The following is a 16,029-nucleotide window of genomic DNA, read 5'->3' as shown; positions in this document are numbered from 1 at the left end:
GGTGACGGGAACGGACGAGCGGATGGCAGAGGACTCGGGACCCAGCGGCTACGCGGCGGCCCGGCTGCGCCTCCTCACCGAGGGGGCGCGGTCCGGGCCGCCGCGCCGTGCCGCCCTCGCGGAACTGACCGACGACTGGCTCGCCGGGCTGTTCAAGGCGGCCGCCGAGGGATTCCCGGGCGCCTGTCTGGTCGCCGTCGGCGGCTACGGCCGCGGCGAGCTCTCCCCGCGCAGCGACCTCGACCTGCTCCTGCTGCACGACGGCAGTGACCCCAAGGCGGTCGCCGCGCTGGCCGACCGCCTGTGGTATCCGATCTGGGACCTGGGCCTCGCCCTCGACCACTCCGTGCGCACCCCGGCGGAGGCCCGCAGGACCGCCGGGGAGGATTTGAAAGTCCAACTCGGCCTCCTGGACGCCCGCCACCTGGCCGGCGACCTGGGCCTCACCGCCGGCCTGCGTACGGCCGTCCTCGCCGACTGGCGCAACCAGGCCCCCAAACGCCTCCCCGAACTCCAGGAACTCTGCGCCGAGCGCGCCGAGCGCCAGGGCGAGCTGCAGTACCTGCTGGAACCCGACCTCAAGGAGGCCCGCGGCGGCCTGCGGGACGCCACCGCCCTGCGCGCCGTAGCCGCCTCCTGGCTCGCCGACGCCCCGCGCGAGGGCCTCGCGGACGCCCGCCGGCGGCTGCTCGACGTACGGGACGCGCTGCACCTGGCCACCGGCCGGGCCACCGACCGGCTCGCGCTCCAGGAGCAGGACCAGGTCGCGGCCGAGCTGGGCCTGCTGGACGCGGACACCCTGCTGCGGCAGGTCTACGAGGCGGCGCGGGTCATCTCGTACGCCAGCGACGTCACCTGGCGCGAGGTGGGGCGCGTGCTGCGCTCGCGCGCCGTCCGTCCCCGCCTGCGCGCCATGCTGGGCGGGGGAAAGCCCGTCGCCGAGCGCTCCCCGCTCGCCGAGGGCGTGGTGGAGCAGGACGGCGAGGTGGTGCTCGCCCGCGCCGCACGCCCCGAACGCGACCCCGTGCTCCCCCTGCGCGCTGCGGCCGCCGCCGCGCAGGCCGGCCTCCCGCTCTCCCTGCACGCTGTACGGCGCATGGCCGCCACCGCGCGCCCCCTGCCCACGCCCTGGCCCGCCGAGGCCCGTGAGCAGCTGGTGACGCTGCTCGGCTCCGGCCGGCCGACGGTCGACGTCTGGGAGGCACTGGAGGCGGAGGGCCTGATCAGCCGCCTGCTGCCGGACTGGGAACGGGTCCGCTGCCGCCCGCAGCGCAACGCCGTCCATATGTGGACGGTCGATCGGCACCTGATCGAGACGGCCGTGCGCGCCTCCGAACTGACCCGTCGGGTCAGCCGCCCGGACCTCCTCCTGGTCGCCGCACTGCTGCACGACATCGGCAAGGGCTGGCCCGGCGACCACTCGGTGGCCGGCGAGATCATCGCCAAGGACGTGGCGGCCCGGATCGGCTTCGACCGCGCGGACGTGGGCGTGCTGTCCGCCCTGGTCCGCCATCACCTGCTGCTGATCGAGACGGCCACCCGCCGCGACCTGGACGACCCGGCCACCGTCCGCTCGGTCGCCGAGGCGGTCGGCACCCAGAGCACCCTGGAGCTGCTGCACGCCCTGACCGAGGCCGACGCCCTCGCCACCGGCCCCGCGGCCTGGTCCTCCTGGCGCGGCTCGCTCGTCGCCGACCTGGTCCGGCGGGTCTCCGCGGTGCTCGCCGGCGACGCCCCCGACGAGCCGGAGCCCGCCGCGCCCACGGCCGAGCACGAACGGCTGGCGATCGAGGCGTACCGCACGGGCGGTCCGGTGCTCGCACTGCGCGCCCAGCGGGAACCGGTCACCGAGGAGGAGTCCGCCCAGGAACCCCTCGGCGTCGAGCTGGTCATCGCCGTACCCGACCAGCCCGCCGTCCTGCCCGCCGTCGCCGGTGTCCTCGCCGTGCACCGGCTCACCGTCCGCACGGCCGAGCTGCGCGCCCTGCGCCTGCCCGACGACGTCGACGACGGCTCGGTGCTGCTGCTCAACTGGCGGGTCGCCGCCGAGTACGGCTCCCTGCCGCAGGCCACCCGGCTGCGCGCCGACCTCGTCCGCGCCCTGGATGCGACCCTGGACATCGCCGGCCGGCTCGCCGAACGGGACGCGGCCTATCCGAGGCGCCGCGGCTGGGTGGCCCCGCCGCCGAGGGTGACCGTCGCTCCGGCGGCCTCCCACCACGCCACGGTGATCGAGGTCCGTGCCCAGGACGCCCCGGGCCTGCTGTACCGGATCGGGATGGCCCTGGAGAAGGCGGGGGTGCGGGTGCGGAGCATGCATGTGTCGACGCTGGGTTCCAACGCGGTGGACGCCTTCTACGTCACGACCGGCGCGGGCGAGCCGCTGCCGGGAGCGGACGCCGGGTCGCTGGCACGGGTCCTGGAGGAGACGCTGCGGGCGTGACCGTGTGTCCCCGGTCGCGAACAGAGCAGGCGGGGACGATTTGCTTGCGGGGCCGGATACCCTGGAGGGCAGCCCGAACTGACTCCGACCTCGAGGACCGACGCCACCGTGTTCGATACCCTCTCCGACCGCCTCAGCGCGACTTTCAAGAATCTCCGCGGCAAGGGGCGCCTCAGCGAGGCGGACATCGACGCCACGGCGCGCGAGATCCGTATCGCGCTCCTCGAAGCGGACGTCGCCCTCCCGGTCGTCCGGACCTTCATCAAGAACGTCAAGGAGCGGGCGCTCGGCGCCGAGGTCTCCAGGGCGCTGAACCCGGCCCAGCAGGTTCTGAAGATCGTCAACGACGAACTCGTCACCATCCTCGGCGGCGAGACCCGGCGGCTGCGCTTCGCCAAGCAGCCGCCCACCGTGATCATGCTGGCGGGTCTGCAGGGTGCCGGTAAGACCACCCTCGCGGGCAAGCTCGCCAAGTGGCTCAAGGAGCAGGGCCACTCGCCGCTGCTGGTCGCCGCCGACCTCCAGCGCCCGAACGCCGTCAACCAGCTGAGCGTCGTCGCCGAGCGCGCCGGCGTCGCCGTCTACGCGCCGGAGCCGGGCAACGGCATCGGTGACCCGGTCAAGGTCGCCAAGGACTCCATCGACTTCGCGAAGTCCAAGGTCCACGACATCGTGATCGTGGACACCGCCGGCCGCCTGGGCATCGACGCCGAGATGATGCAGCAGGCCGCGGACATCCGCGACGCCGTCTCCCCGGACGAGATCCTGTTCGTCGTCGACGCGATGATCGGTCAGGACGCCGTCAACACCGCCGAGGCCTTCCGCGACGGCGTCGGCTTCGACGGCGTGGTGCTCTCCAAGCTCGACGGTGACGCCCGCGGTGGTGCCGCCCTGTCGATCCGGCAGATCACCGGCAAGCCGATCATGTTCGCGTCGAACGGCGAGAAGCTCGACGACTTCGACGCCTTCCACCCGGACCGGATGGCCTCCCGCATCCTCGACCTGGGTGACCTGCTCACCCTGATCGAGCAGGCGGAGAAGACCTTCAGCCAGGAAGAGGCCGCCAAGATGGCCTCGAAGCTGGCGTCCAAGAAGGGCCAGGACTTCACCCTGGACGACTTCCTGGCCCAGATGGAGCAGGTCCGGAAGATGGGCTCCATCTCCAAGCTGCTCGGCATGCTCCCGGGCATGGGCCAGATCAAGGACCAGATCCAGAACATCGACGAGCGGGACGTCGACCGCACCGCCGCGATCATCAAGTCGATGACCCCGGGCGAGCGCCAGGACCCGACGATCATCAACGGCTCCCGCCGCGCCCGTATCGCCAAGGGTTCGGGTGTCGAGGTCGGCGCGGTGAAGAACCTGGTCGAGCGGTTCTTCGAGGCCCGCAAGATGATGTCCCGCATGGCCCAGGGCGGCGGCATGCCGGGCATGCCGGGGATCCCGGGCATGGGCGGCGGTCCCGGCCGGCAGAAGAAGCAGCAGAAGAAGGCCAAGGGCAAGCAGCGCTCCGGCAACCCGATGAAGCGCAAGCAGCAGGAGCTGGAGGAGGCTCAGCGCCGCGAGGCCGCCGCACAGGGCGGCGCCTTCGGGCTGCCGCAGCAGGGCGGTCAGGACTTCGAGCTGCCGGACGAGTTCAAGAAGTTCATGGGCTGAGTCCCGAGCCACACGGTCATCGCGTTCATCGGCTGAGCGCAGGTTCGTACGTCCTTGAGGGCGCCCTCCCGCCGAGGGGCGCCCTCAGCGCGTGCCGAGGTCCGCCGTATGCCTTAACGTCCAGATATGAGCGATGCGGCGCCACCACGCAAGACTCCTGATCAACCGTGGCGCACCGAGGGCACCCCCGACGAATCGCCTCGGCGGCCCGGCGGCGGACGGATCCGCGGCGGAAAGTGGTGGGGGCTGCTCGTCACCGCGGTGATCGTCTTCCTGCTGGCCTATGTCGGACTGAACTATCTCGGCCAGGGCAACCAGCCGACCATCTCGTACACCGAGTTCAGCCGGCAGGTCGGCGCCGGCAACGTCGCGAAGATCTACTCCAAGGGCGACGCGATCCAGGGCCAGCTCAGGACCGCGCAGGCCAACCCCGAGGGCGGCGGGAAGTACACCAGGTTCAAGACACAGCGCCCGGCCTTCGCGAACGACAGGCTCTGGCAGAACCTGACCAGCCACGGGGTGACGGTGACCGCGCGGCCGGTCGTGCAGGAGCGCAGCCTCCTGGCCAACGTGCTGATGTCCCTGATCCCGATCGCGGTCCTGGTCGTGGTGTGGATCTTCTTCGCGCGGCGGCTCGGCGGGGCCCTGCCCGGCATGGGCGGCCTCTTCGGCCGCCGGGCGCCGCCCAAACCGGTCGGGCTGCGGCCGGGCACCGAGCGCACGACCTTCGCGGACGTGGCCGGCATCGACGAGGTCAAGGGCGAACTGGACGACGTCGTCGACTTCCTGGAGCACCCCGACGTCTACCGCCGGATGGGCGCGAAGCTGCCCCGCGGTGTGCTGCTCGCAGGCCCGCCCGGCACCGGCAAGACCCTGCTCGCACGCGCGGTCGCGGGCGAGGCCGGCGTGCCCTTCTTCTCCGCCTCGGCGTCCGAGTTCATCGAGATGATCGTCGGCGTCGGCGCGTCCCGCGTCCGCGAACTCTTCGCCGAGGCCCGGAAGGTGGCGCCGTCGATCATCTTCATCGACGAGATCGACACCATCGGCCGGGCGCGCGCCGGCGGAGCTTCCATGAGCGGGCACGACGAGCGCGAGCAGACGCTGAACCAGATCCTGACGGAGATGGACGGCTTCTCGGGTGCGGAGGGCGTGATCGTCGTCGCCGCGACCAACCGCGCGGACATCCTGGACCCGGCCCTGACCCGTCCCGGCCGCTTCGACCGGGTGGTCAACGTGGCCCCGCCGGACCGGGCCGGGCGCGAGTCGATCCTGCGCATCCACACCCGGGACATCCCGCTCGCGCCCGACGTCGACCTGACCCAGCTGGCCCGTGTCACCCCGGGCATGACGGGCGCGGATCTGGCGAATCTCGCCAACGAGGCCGCGCTGCTCGCGGTGAAGCGCAAGCAGGAGCAGGTGACCGCCTCGGACATGTCCGAGGCGCTGGAGAAGGTCCAGCTGGGGGCCGAGCGCACCCTCGTGATGCCCGAGGAGGACCGCCGGCGTACCGCCTACCACGAGAGCGGCCACGCCCTCCTGGGCATGCTGCAGCCCGGCGCCGACCCGGTCCGCAAGATCACCATCGTGCCGCGCGGCCGGGCTCTCGGCGTGACCATGTCCACGCCCGAGGTGGAGCGGTACGCCCACTCGGAGGAGTACCTGCGCGGTCGCATCATCGGCGCCCTGGGCGGGATGGCGGCCGAGGAGGTCGTCTACGGAGTGGTCACCACGGGTGCGGAGAACGACCTCGAACAGGTCACCAACATCGCGCGCGGGATGGTGGCCCGCTGGGGCATGAGTGAGCGGGTGGGCCGCCTGTCCGCCCTCCCGAGCGATGCCCAGCAGGCCTACGGCCTCTCCGCCGCCCCGCAGACCCTCGATGTGATCGACGCCGAGATGCGCCGGATCGTGGACGAGTGCTACGAGGAGGCGTGCCGCAAACTCCGCGACCACCGCGGCCAGTTGGACGCCCTCGCGCAGGCGCTGCTGGAGAACGAGACGCTGGAGGAGACGGACGCGTACCGGATCGCCGGGATCACGCGCCTCACCAAGGACAGCGAGGTCTGAAAGGCTCGCTAGGGCACGCGCGCGACGAGGTAACGGAAGACGTTCGGCATCCACACGGTCCCGTCCGGGCGCCGGTACGGGTGCAGGGCCTCCGTCAGCTCCTTGTCGACCTGCTTGGCGTCCGTCGCCGCGATCGCCGCGTCGAACAGACCGGTCGACAGCAGCCCCCGTACGGCGCTGTCGACATCGGCGTACCCGAACGGACAGGCCACCCGCCCCGAGCCGTCCGGCTTCAGCCCCGCCCGCTGGGCGACCTCCTCCAGGTCGTCGCGCAGGGCGGGCCGCCAGCTGCGCGCGCTGCGCAGCGGATCGGCCAGTCTGGTCGCCACCCGCAGCACCGAGGAGGTGGCGCAGCGCTCCGGCGGACCCCAGCCGGCCAGCACCACCGCGGCCCCGCGCGCCGCCAGCGGCAGCGCCTCCGCCAGCAGCTCACCGAGCCCCTCGGAGTCGCCCGCGAGACACCCGATCGGCTCGAAGACGGTCACCAGGGTGTAGGCGGCGGTCTCCGCCCCGGCCGCGTCCCGTGGTGAACCCGCGACGAGCTGCACGACACGCGCGCGTGGGCCGCCGCTCGCGCCGCGCGCCCTGCCGTCGCCGTGCGGAGCGCGCCCGGCGTCGCCGCGTGCACCGGACTCGGCGGGCTCACCGGCGCGGTGTGCACCGGGGACCCCGCGCTCACCGCCGCCTCCGTTCCGCGTCCCGGCCCGACCGGGGCCGTCACCGCTGCCCCCTGGCGTACCGGGTCCGCCGGGGAAACCCGGCCCGCCACGACTGCCGCCGTGCTCCCCGGGCCGGCCGAAGGCGCTCCCGTCGGTGCCGCGCGAGGCGCCCGGCAGCAGGCGTTCGCGGGCGAGGGCGAGCCGCTCGGGCGAGGCGGCGTCGACACCGGTGACGCCGGCACCTCTGCCGGCCGCCAGCAGCAGCGCGAGCCCGGCGCCGCAGCGCAGGCCCAGCAGCCGGGTGGCGGGGCCCACTTCGAGCCGTTCGTAGACGGCTTCGTAGAGCGGCACCAGCATCCGCTCCTGGATCTCGGACCAGTCACGCGCGCGTGCGCACAGGTCCACGCGGGGTGCGGAATCCGCGTGAGGCATGTGCTGCCGCACGAGCGTAGGTGTCATAGGTAAGCGCCCCAATCCGCCGAGAGTTCACCGCTGTGCCCGGTTGCGTGGCCCCCGTGCCGTGCGCGCGCACTTCCCACGTATGCCAGGTAACTCCCGGCTCGCTGCCCCGTCCAGGGGTCGTGGGGCCCTGCTTGGGCTCCGGGCGCGGGTGTGGCGAGATTTCACGTCCCGGCAATCTGGATGGCCGTACGGTGTCCGCTCCGGGGGAACGAGCCGGTGCCGGGGGTCGGACGGCGGACGGTAACGTCACGCGCGTCGCTGACGCTGACCGGAGTGAGACTTCACGACGAGAGCGGCCGAAACGTCCCTTGCGCAACAGCCGACCACCCCTGCGCCGGGGTCTGGACACCAAGCCAGGGGGCGGCCCGCAGGGCCTCGTTCGAGGGCGGTGGTGGGCGACGGGTGGGCGTAGCGCGGACTACGCACCAGCTTGGTATGAGCTGTGCGGCTTCTCCGCAGATCAGCGCACCCGCCCTCGTCCGGACGCATCAGCGGCAACTGACGGGTACGTGCAAATTATTTGGGATGCCCCGGAATAGGAACACATTCGAGCCCCCGCTCGTTGTCATTACGTGAGCACGACACAGACACCCCCTGTTCTCGCCGCAGAGCTGGCGCAGGCGTGGGCCGACATTCAGCGGTACCACCCCGAGCTGCCGGACCTTGCCGCGCCAGAATCCCTGATCGGAGAGTCGTCGTCCGCCTGCGGACACGAGCTCTCCTTCGAGCGACTGCTCCATGAGGCAGTCCACGGCATCGCCGCCGCCCGTGGGATCCGCGACACCTCCCGCGCCGGCCGCTACCACAACCGCCGTTTCCTCGCGATCGCCGAGGAGCTGGGCCTCGACCACCCCGAGGAGCCGCACCCGAGCAGCGGTTTCTCGCTGGTCACGCTCAACCCCGAGGCCAAGCGGCGCTACCGCCCGACCATGGAGCGGCTGCAGCGCGCCCTGAAGGCCCACACGGCGGCGACCTCCTCGGACACCACCCGCAGCTTCCGCGGCCCGGCCGCCCGGCACGGCTCCTCCGGCGGCGGTGTCCGGGTCAAGGCTGTCTGCGACTGCGGTCGCAACGTCCGCGTGGTCCCCTCGGTCCTGGCCCAGGCGCCCATCGTCTGCGGCGGCTGCGGCAAGCCGTTCAGAATCCCGGAGGTCGCGGGAGCCGCATGATCGCGAGCCGCGGAAGTACCGGCATCTCGTGGGTGCCGGGCTGCGGACGGCGACCGTGCGGTACCGGGCAGCGCACCCGACGTGACCTCACCTCCACGCCGGGTGCCTGCCAGGCATGCCCGAAGCTCATCGACCCACCCTCGGCCGGGAGCGACCCACAGGGTGTGGCACAATGGCTAGCTGTACTCGACAGCCGCACAGGACCCCTCTCTCCTCCGGCTGACGCGTCCATCGGGCACTCGGGTACCGCAACCCCACGCGGCAGCTCGCCGTGCCCAACCACGTCAAATCCAGGAGAACCCACTCCCGTGGCAGTCAAGATCAAGCTGAAGCGTCTGGGCAAGATCCGTTCGCCTCACTACCGCATCGTCGTCGCCGACTCCCGTACCCGCCGTGACGGCCGGGCCATCGAGGAGATCGGCAAGTACCACCCGACCTACAACCCGTCGGTCATCGAGGTGGACGCCGACCGCGTGGCGTACTGGCTGGGTGTCGGCGCGCAGCCGACCGAGCCCGTGCTCGCCATCCTGAAGAAGACCGGCGACTGGCAGAAGTTCAAGGGCGAGCCCGCCCCGGCGCCGCTGCTCGTCGCCGAGCCGAAGGCCGCGCGTCCGTCGTTCGAGGCTCTCGGCGGTGACGACGAGGGCAAGGGTGAGGCGATCACCCAGAAGAAGAAGGCTGAGAAGAAGGACGAGGCGGCCGCCGAGTCCGAGTCGACCGAGGCCTGAGCAGCATGCTCGAAGAGGCGCTTGAGCACCTCGTGAAGGGCATCGTCGACAACCCTGACGATGTGCAGGTCGCCTCGCGCAACCTGCGCCGCGGGCGCGTGCTCGAGGTCCGGGTCCACCCGGACGACCTCGGCAAGGTGATCGGCCGCAACGGCCGCACCGCGCGTGCCCTGCGCACCGTCGTGGGCGCCATCGGCGGTCGCGGTGTCCGCGTCGACCTCGTCGACGTGGACCACGTCCGCTGACGCTTCATCGCAACCGGCTCGGGCCGGGGAGGGCCAATGGCCGTCCCCGGCCCGCAGTCGTATGAGCAGGACGCCGGCAGGAGATGACAGGAGAATTGGACACGTGCAGCTGGTAGTCGCACGGATCGGCCGTGCCCATGGCATCAAGGGCGAGGTCACCGTCGAGGTACGCACCGACGAGCCGGAACTCAGGCTCGCGCCCGGCGCCGTACTCGCCACGGACCCCGCCTCCGCGGGACCGCTGACCATCGAGACGGGGCGCGTCCACAGCGGCCGCCTCCTCCTGCGCTTCGAGGGCGTCACCGACCGCAACGCCGCCGAGGCCCTGCGCAACACCCTCCTGATCGCCGAGGTCGACCCGGAGGAGCTGCCCGAGGGCGAGGATGAGTACTACGACCACCAGCTCATCGACCTGGACGTGGTCACCGAGGACGGGACGGAGGTCGGCCGGATCACCGAGATCTCGCACCTGCCCTCCCAGGACCTGTTCATCGTCGAGCGCCCCGACGGGACCGAGGTCATGATCCCCTTCGTGGAGGAGATCGTCACCGAGATCGACCTGGAGGAGCAGAAGGCGGTCATCGCCCCGCCGCCCGGTCTGATCGACGACCGCGCGGAGATCGCGTCCCCCCGCGACACCGGGGAAGGGTCGTAATGCGCCTCGACGTCGTCACGATCTTCCCCGAGTACCTGGACCCGCTGAACGTCTCCCTCGTCGGCAAGGCACGCGCGCGTGGGCAGCTCGATGTCCAGGTCCACGATCTGCGCGCCTGGACGTACGACCGCCACAACACCGTCGACGACACGCCCTACGGCGGCGGCCCCGGCATGGTCATGAAGACCGAGCCCTGGGGAGACGCCCTGGACACGATCCTCGCCGACGGCTACGAGACCGGCGCCCAGGCCCCCGCGCTGATCGTCCCCACCCCCAGCGGCCGCCCCTTCACCCAGGAGCTGGCCGTGGAGCTCTCCGAGCGCCCCTGGCTGATCTTCACACCGGCCCGCTACGAGGGCATCGACCGGCGCGTCATGGACGAGTACGCCACGCGCGTGCCCGTCTACGAGGTCTCCATCGGCGACTATGTGCTGGCCGGCGGCGAGGCGGCCGTCCTGGTCATCACGGAGGCCGTCGCCCGGCTGCTGCCCGGCGTCCTCGGCAACGCCGAGTCGCACCGCGACGACTCCTTCGCGCCGGGCGCGATGGCGAGCCTCCTGGAAGGTCCCGTCTACACCAAGCCGCCCGTCTGGCGCGGCCGGGACATCCCGGACGTGCTGCTCAGCGGCCACCACGGGAAGATCGCCCGTTGGCGCCGCGACGAGGCCCTCAGGCGTACGACCGCCAACCGGCCCGACCTGATCGAGCGCTGTGACCCCAAGGCCTTCGACAAGAAGGACCGCGAGATGCTCTCCATCCTGGGCTGGGAACCGGACCCGGAAGGCCACCCGTACGGCCGATTTTGGCGGCGGGCCGAGGGCATGGAAGAATAGACCGCTGTTGTGCGCCCGTCCGGCGTGCGCCTCTGCCACAGGGGGACACGACGCCCGCCCCGACCCGCACACGGCTTCGTGCAAACTCCTAGTTTCCGTTGATGACCTGTGGCATCAGCGAAGAAAGCAGACGAAATGTCTCACCTGCTCGACTCCGTCGACGCCGCGTCGCTGCGCAGCGACATCCCCGCCTTCCGCCCGGGTGACACCGTCAACGTCCACGTCCGCGTCATCGAGGGCAACCGCTCCCGTGTGCAGCAGTTCAAGGGCGTTGTGATCCGTCGCCAGGGCTCCGGTGTCCGCGAGACCTTCACGGTCCGCAAGGTCTCGTTCTCCGTCGGCGTCGAGCGCACCTTCCCGGTGCACACCCCGATCGTCGAGAAGATCGAGCTCGTCACCCGCGGTGACGTGCGTCGCGCCAAGCTGTACTACCTCCGTGACCTGCGCGGCAAGGCCGCGAAGATCAAGGAGAAGCGCGAGAGCTGAGCACTCTCCGGTGCCCATGGCCGGGCGGGATAGCATCTCGCCCCGATGGACACCGAAGCACAGCCGACGGAACGCGACCGCTCCTCCCACCCGGATTCCCCGGGCCCGGAGGGACGGTCGCGTTTCGCGTTGGTGGCGCGGATCGCCGACTGGCTGCCGGGCGGCCGGATCACCCTCACGCTCTTCCTCTGCCTGGCGTTTTTGCTCGTGCTCAACACTTTCGTGGTGCAACCGTTCCAGATTCCGAGCGGATCCATGGAACAGGGCTTGAGGATCGGGGACCGCGTTCTCGTAAATAAGTTGGCGTACCGTTTCGGTGCCCAGCCGCAGCGCGGCGACGTGATCGTGTTCGACGGTACGGGATATTTCGGGGACGCCGACTACATCAAGCGCGTGGTCGGTGTGGGGGGAGACCATGTGGCCTGCTGTGACAAGCAGGGGAGGATCGAGGTGAACGGCCGCGCCGTCGACGAGTCGGCGTTCCTCCATCCCGGGGACAGCGCCTCCAGCGTGCCCTTCGACGTCGTCGTTCCCGTTGGCCGTCTGTTCGTCCTCGGCGACCACCGCAGCGACTCCAGCGACTCCCGCGACCATCTCGGCTCGCCCGGCGGCGGCATGATCCCGGTCGGCGACGTCATCGGCCGCGCCGACTGGATCCTGTGGCCGTACGACCACAGGAAGCACCTGACGCGGCCCTCCGCCTACGCGCGCGTGCCCGGCCCGGAGGGCGCGCATGGGTAACCGCGGCAAACCGCGCGGGGTGCCCGGCAGCCCCGCCGACAATCTGCTGCCCACCGGATCGCGCCGCACCTCCGCGCCCGGCGGCGGCCGCACGCGCGCGGAGCGGCGGAAACTCCAGCGCAAGGTCAAACGCAAGCGCCGGCGTTCAGCCGTTCGGGAGATCCCTCTCCTGGCCGGTGTCGCCGTCCTCATAGCCCTCGTGCTGAAGACCTTCCTCGTCCAGGCGTTCGTGATCCCGTCCGGCTCGATGGAGCAGACGATCCGGATCGGCGACCGCGTCCTGGTCGACAAGCTCACCCCGTGGTTCGGCTCCAAGCCGCAGCGCGGGGACGTCGTCGTCTTCCACGACCCGGGCGGCTGGCTGGCCGACGAGCAGACGGCCAAGAAGCACGACCCGGTCGTCGTCAAGCAACTCAAGGAGGGCCTCACCTTCATCGGGCTGCTGCCCTCCGACAACGAGAAGGACCTGATCAAGCGGGTCATCGGGGTCGGTGGCGACCACGTCAAGTGCTGTGACAAGCAGGGCCGGGTCACCGTCAACGGGGTACCGCTCACCGAGGGGGACTACATCTATCCGGGTGACGCTCCGTCCGCCCAGCCCTTCGACATCACCGTCCCCAAGGGCCGGCTGTGGGTCATGGGCGACCACCGGGGCAACTCCGCGGACTCCCGTTTCCACCAGGACACCCCGTACGGCGGAACGGTGTCCGAGAAATCCGTCGTCGGCCGGGCCGTCGCCATCGGCTGGCCGATCGGCCACTGGACACGCCTTCAGGAACCTAAAACCTTCGCAAGCGTGGCCGACTCCCCGTCTGGTGCGACCGCCGGTACCCCGCTGTCGCATAGGGTTGCCTCCGAGAATCCGAACGGAACGACCCAGCTCCCGACCCCTGCGGAACTCCCGCTCGTTATGGGAGTGGTGGGCCTGCGTCGTATGTGGTGCAGGCGGCGGCACAGAGTAAGGAGTTGGCGTGGGGGATGTGGCGGTTGGCGCACGGTCGGGGCACGACGGCGAGGAGCACCGCGGGCACCCCGTGGAAGCGAACACCCCCGTGCCGAACGGCGCCATGACTTCCGGGAATGACGCGGCGGGCGACGAGAGCGCGCCGGACGACGAGCAGCGGCCGAGGGCCGAGGGCGCGGGTGCGGGCGAGGCGGCGGACCGGCCGAGGAAGCCCCGCTCCTTCTGGAAGGAGCTGCCGATCCTCGTCGTGATCGCGCTCGTTCTGGCGCTGTTGATCAAGACGTTCCTGGTGCAGGCTTTCTCGATCCCGTCAGCCTCGATGCAGGACACCCTCCAGGTGGGCGACCGCGTCCTGGTCGACAAGCTCACCCCGTGGTTCGGCTCCAAGCCCGAGCGCGGCGAGGTCGTGGTCTTCCACGACCCGGACGACTGGCTGGCGGGCGAACCGGCAGCGAGCCCGAACGCCGTGCAGCAGGTCCTCAGCTGGATCGGCCTGATGCCGTCCGCCAACGAGAAGGACCTCATCAAGCGGGTGATCGGCGTCGGCGGCGACACGATCCAGTGCAAGGGCACCGGCCCGCTGCTGGTCAACGGCCATGCGCTGAACGAGCCGTACGTCTACCCCGGCAACACGCCGTGCACCGATGACGAGACGGGCGGCCAGTTCAAGGTGACGGTGCCTCAGGGCTACATCTGGGTGATGGGCGACCACCGCCAGAACTCCCGCGACTCTCGCTACAACCAGTCCGACAAGCACCACGGCATGGTCCCGGTCAGCGACGTCGTGGGCCGCGCGATCGTCAAGGCCTGGCCGATCAACCACTGGGGCACCCTGCCGATCCCGGACACCTTCGACCAGCCCGGCATCAGCGACCAGTCCTCGGCGTCCGCGGCCCTGACGGTGGCCCCGCAGGGCGTGGCCATCGCCGCGGTGCTGCCGCTGGCGGTGTGGCGGCGCCGGCGCGCGGACCGGCTGGAGTCCAAGGCCGAGCAGAAGACGGCCGCGGGCAGCAGGTGACCGCAGAGGTCCCGGCGGTCGGCTCGTGTACACCGAGGACGGCAGCGGCGGCGTTCCCGAGCCGCTGAGCCCTTCGTACGGGCCGATCTGCCCCAGGCATCCGGAACCTGTGAGTCCGGCGCCTGCCGGGCCGTTGCCGCCGGTCCCGCGGCGGTCCTGGAACGGGGGCTGCCCCTGCCCGGTACTGCCGGGTAGGGTGCGGGTCCATGGGTGGCGAGAGCACGACGCGTACGGCCCCGCGCAGCGGCGGGACAGGCACGGCACAGCCCGGCGGCAGCCGGCTCGGACAGCGGCTGTCTTCGGTGGCCGTGGCACTGGGCCTGGTGCTGTTCCTCGGCGGATTCGCCTGGGCGGCGGTGACGTACCGGCCGTACACCGTGCCGACCAGCTCGATGACGCCCACGATCGACGCCGGCGACCGGGTGCTGGCGCAGAAGGTCGACGGCGGTCAGGTGAAGCGCGGTGACGTCGTCGTCTTCACGGACAAGAGCTGGGTCACAGGCGCCAAGGTGGTCAAGCGGGTGGTCGCGGTCGGCGGCGACACCGTCTCCTGCTGCACGAACGGCAAGCTGACCGTCAACGGCAAGCAGATCGACGAGCCCTATCTGCCCAAGGGCAGCCTGGCCGAGATCCAGAACTTCCCGACGGTGACGGTCCCCGAGGGCCGGCTGTTCCTCCTCGGTGACGAGCGCCAGGGCTCCCTGGACTCCACGGCCCACCTCACCGACGCGGCCAAGGGCACGGTCTCCCGCGACGCCGTGAACGCCCGCGTGGACGCGGTCGTCTGGCCCTGGAAGGGCTCGCTGAAGCGCCCCACCGGCTTCGAGGCCCTCGGTACCCTCTCGCAGCCGGGTCCTCTGTCCACGATCGAGCTGCTGATCGCCGCCGGCGCCGTCCTGGTGCTGGCCGGCGGCGCCTACGGCCCGATCGCGAGTCGCGTGGGCCGCTCCCGCGCGCGTAGCGCCCGCCCGGAGGCGGCCGGTGTCCGCTGAGACCACGCGGACCGGCGAGGACTCGTACGGGGAGTCGTACGAGGGCGGGCTGCGCAAGGTGGCCCGGGTGGTCCTCCTCGACCCGGAGGACCGCATCCTGCTCCTGCACGGCCATGAGCCGGACGATCCGGCCGACGACTGGTGGTTCACCCCCGGCGGCGGTCTGGAGGGCGCCGAGACGCGCGAGGAGGCCGCGCTCAGGGAACTCGCCGAGGAGACCGGCATCACCGACGTCCAACTCGGCCCGGTGCTGTGGCGCCGCAGGTGCTCCTTCCCGTTCGCGGGCCGCCGCTGGGACCAGGACGAGTGGTACTACCTGGCCCGTACGACGCAGACGGCCACCGCGGCGCAGGGGCTGACGGAGCTGGAGCGGCGCAGTGTCGCCGGGGCGCGTTGGTGGACGTGTCAGGAACTGACCCGGGCACATGAGACGGTGTATCCGACCAGACTCGCCGAGCTGCTGCGCAGGCTGCTCGACGAAGGTCCCCCGGCCAGTCCTGTGACCCTCGATGCGGAAATCGTCTGAGGGCCCGTCGGACTGGCGCACAATGGGGGGATCGCACGGCTGAAGGGGAACATGCCATGAGCGCCGAGGACCTCGAGAAGTACGAGACCGAGATGGAGCTGAAGCTCTACCGGGAGTATCGAGATGTCGTCGGTCTGTTCAAATACGTGATCGAGACCGAGCGTCGTTTCTACCTCACCAACGACTACGAGATGCAGGTGCACTCGGTGCAGGGCGAGGTGTTTTTCGAGGTGTCGATGGCTGATGCCTGGGTGTGGGACATGTACCGGCCGGCGCGCTTCGTGAAGCAAGTACGGGTCCTCACGTTCAAGGATGTGAACATCGAGGAGCTGAACAAGAGCGACCTGGAGCTGCCGGGCGGGTGACGGCTGCCGGTTCCCTGTGG

General features: G+C 71.1%; 16 protein-coding genes. 15 read left to right on the top strand and 1 reads right to left on the bottom strand.

What is annotated here, in order from left to right; translation table 11 throughout:
• Position 1 precedes the first annotated feature (1 nt).
• The 3 genes from ACFYOH_RS22355 to ftsH all read left to right on the top strand — a co-directional run bounded on the left by ACFYOH_RS22355 (position 2) and on the right by ftsH (position 6,166).
• Positions 2-2,443, top strand: a complete 2,442-nt coding sequence (locus ACFYOH_RS22355; RefSeq protein ID WP_388628049.1) for a [protein-PII] uridylyltransferase — start codon at positions 2-4, stop codon at positions 2,441-2,443.
• Positions 2,444-2,551: 108 nt separating this feature from the next.
• Positions 2,552-4,099: a signal recognition particle protein gene (ffh, locus tag ACFYOH_RS22350; RefSeq protein ID WP_388628047.1), complete on the top strand. Its 1,548-nt coding sequence runs from the start codon at positions 2,552-2,554 to the stop codon at positions 4,097-4,099.
• 126 nt (positions 4,100-4,225) lie between these two features.
• Complete coding sequence (gene ftsH / locus ACFYOH_RS22345) at positions 4,226-6,166, top strand: ATP-dependent zinc metalloprotease FtsH (RefSeq protein ID WP_388628045.1); 1,941 nt, start codon at positions 4,226-4,228, stop codon at positions 6,164-6,166.
• A gap of 8 nt (positions 6,167-6,174) precedes the next feature.
• On the opposite strand, the gene ACFYOH_RS22340 is transcribed toward ftsH, so the two are convergent.
• On the bottom strand, positions 6,175-7,182 hold the full coding sequence (locus ACFYOH_RS22340; RefSeq protein WP_388628446.1) for an SAM-dependent methyltransferase: 1,008 nt from the start codon (positions 7,180-7,182) through the stop codon (positions 6,175-6,177).
• A gap of 677 nt (positions 7,183-7,859) precedes the next feature.
• Here ACFYOH_RS22340 and ACFYOH_RS22335 point away from each other — a divergent pair.
• From ACFYOH_RS22335 to ACFYOH_RS22280, 12 genes are all read left to right on the top strand, one after another.
• The gene (locus ACFYOH_RS22335; RefSeq protein ID WP_388628043.1) at positions 7,860-8,456 is read left to right on the top strand and encodes a hypothetical protein; all 597 of its coding nucleotides are present in this window, start codon (positions 7,860-7,862) and stop codon (positions 8,454-8,456) included.
• A 308-nt stretch (positions 8,457-8,764) separates the two neighbouring features.
• Complete coding sequence (rpsP, locus tag ACFYOH_RS22330; RefSeq protein WP_184970374.1) at positions 8,765-9,184, top strand: 30S ribosomal protein S16; 420 nt, start codon at positions 8,765-8,767, stop codon at positions 9,182-9,184.
• Between the two features lie 5 nt (positions 9,185-9,189).
• Complete coding sequence (locus ACFYOH_RS22325) at positions 9,190-9,429, top strand: RNA-binding protein (RefSeq protein WP_003973401.1); 240 nt, start codon at positions 9,190-9,192, stop codon at positions 9,427-9,429.
• A 103-nt stretch (positions 9,430-9,532) separates the two neighbouring features.
• Positions 9,533-10,084 carry a ribosome maturation factor RimM gene (rimM, locus tag ACFYOH_RS22320; RefSeq protein WP_388628040.1) on the top strand — a complete coding sequence of 184 codons (552 nt, stop codon included), beginning with the start codon at positions 9,533-9,535 and terminating at the stop codon, positions 10,082-10,084.
• Positions 10,084-10,917 (top strand): tRNA (guanosine(37)-N1)-methyltransferase TrmD, encoded by an 834-nt coding sequence (gene trmD / locus ACFYOH_RS22315; RefSeq protein ID WP_388628038.1) that lies wholly within the window; start codon positions 10,084-10,086, stop codon positions 10,915-10,917. The genes rimM and trmD overlap by 1 nt, the downstream gene beginning before the upstream one ends.
• A 135-nt stretch (positions 10,918-11,052) precedes the next feature.
• The gene (gene rplS, locus ACFYOH_RS22310) at positions 11,053-11,403 is read left to right on the top strand and encodes a 50S ribosomal protein L19 (protein WP_055704359.1); all 351 of its coding nucleotides are present in this window, start codon (positions 11,053-11,055) and stop codon (positions 11,401-11,403) included.
• 45 nt (positions 11,404-11,448) lie between these two features.
• Positions 11,449-12,144 (top strand): signal peptidase I, encoded by a 696-nt coding sequence (gene lepB / locus ACFYOH_RS22305; protein ID WP_388628035.1) that lies wholly within the window; start codon positions 11,449-11,451, stop codon positions 12,142-12,144.
• On the top strand, positions 12,137-13,228 hold the full coding sequence (lepB, locus tag ACFYOH_RS22300) for a signal peptidase I (RefSeq protein WP_388628032.1): 1,092 nt from the start codon (positions 12,137-12,139) through the stop codon (positions 13,226-13,228). The genes lepB (ACFYOH_RS22305) and lepB (ACFYOH_RS22300) overlap by 8 nt, the downstream gene beginning before the upstream one ends.
• Positions 13,116-14,126 (top strand): signal peptidase I, encoded by a 1,011-nt coding sequence (gene lepB, locus ACFYOH_RS22295; protein ID WP_388628030.1) that lies wholly within the window; start codon positions 13,116-13,118, stop codon positions 14,124-14,126. The genes lepB (ACFYOH_RS22300) and lepB (ACFYOH_RS22295) overlap by 113 nt, the downstream gene beginning before the upstream one ends.
• A gap of 206 nt (positions 14,127-14,332) precedes the next feature.
• The gene (gene lepB / locus ACFYOH_RS22290) at positions 14,333-15,118 is read left to right on the top strand and encodes a signal peptidase I (RefSeq protein WP_388628028.1); all 786 of its coding nucleotides are present in this window, start codon (positions 14,333-14,335) and stop codon (positions 15,116-15,118) included.
• Entirely contained in the window at positions 15,108-15,644 is a 537-nt protein-coding gene (locus ACFYOH_RS22285) for an NUDIX hydrolase (protein WP_388628025.1), read from the top strand. Before lepB (ACFYOH_RS22290) ends, ACFYOH_RS22285 begins: the two co-directional genes overlap by 11 nt.
• Before the next feature lie 56 nt (positions 15,645-15,700).
• Positions 15,701-16,009 (top strand): DUF2469 domain-containing protein, encoded by a 309-nt coding sequence (locus ACFYOH_RS22280; protein ID WP_003965949.1) that lies wholly within the window; start codon positions 15,701-15,703, stop codon positions 16,007-16,009.
• Positions 16,010-16,029 lie beyond the last annotated feature (20 nt).

This window comes from Streptomyces sp. NPDC007856, assembly GCF_042868225.1.
Classification (GTDB): domain Bacteria; phylum Actinomycetota; class Actinomycetes; order Streptomycetales; family Streptomycetaceae; genus Streptomyces.
This window is presented reverse-complemented; position numbering and strand designations above follow the sequence as displayed.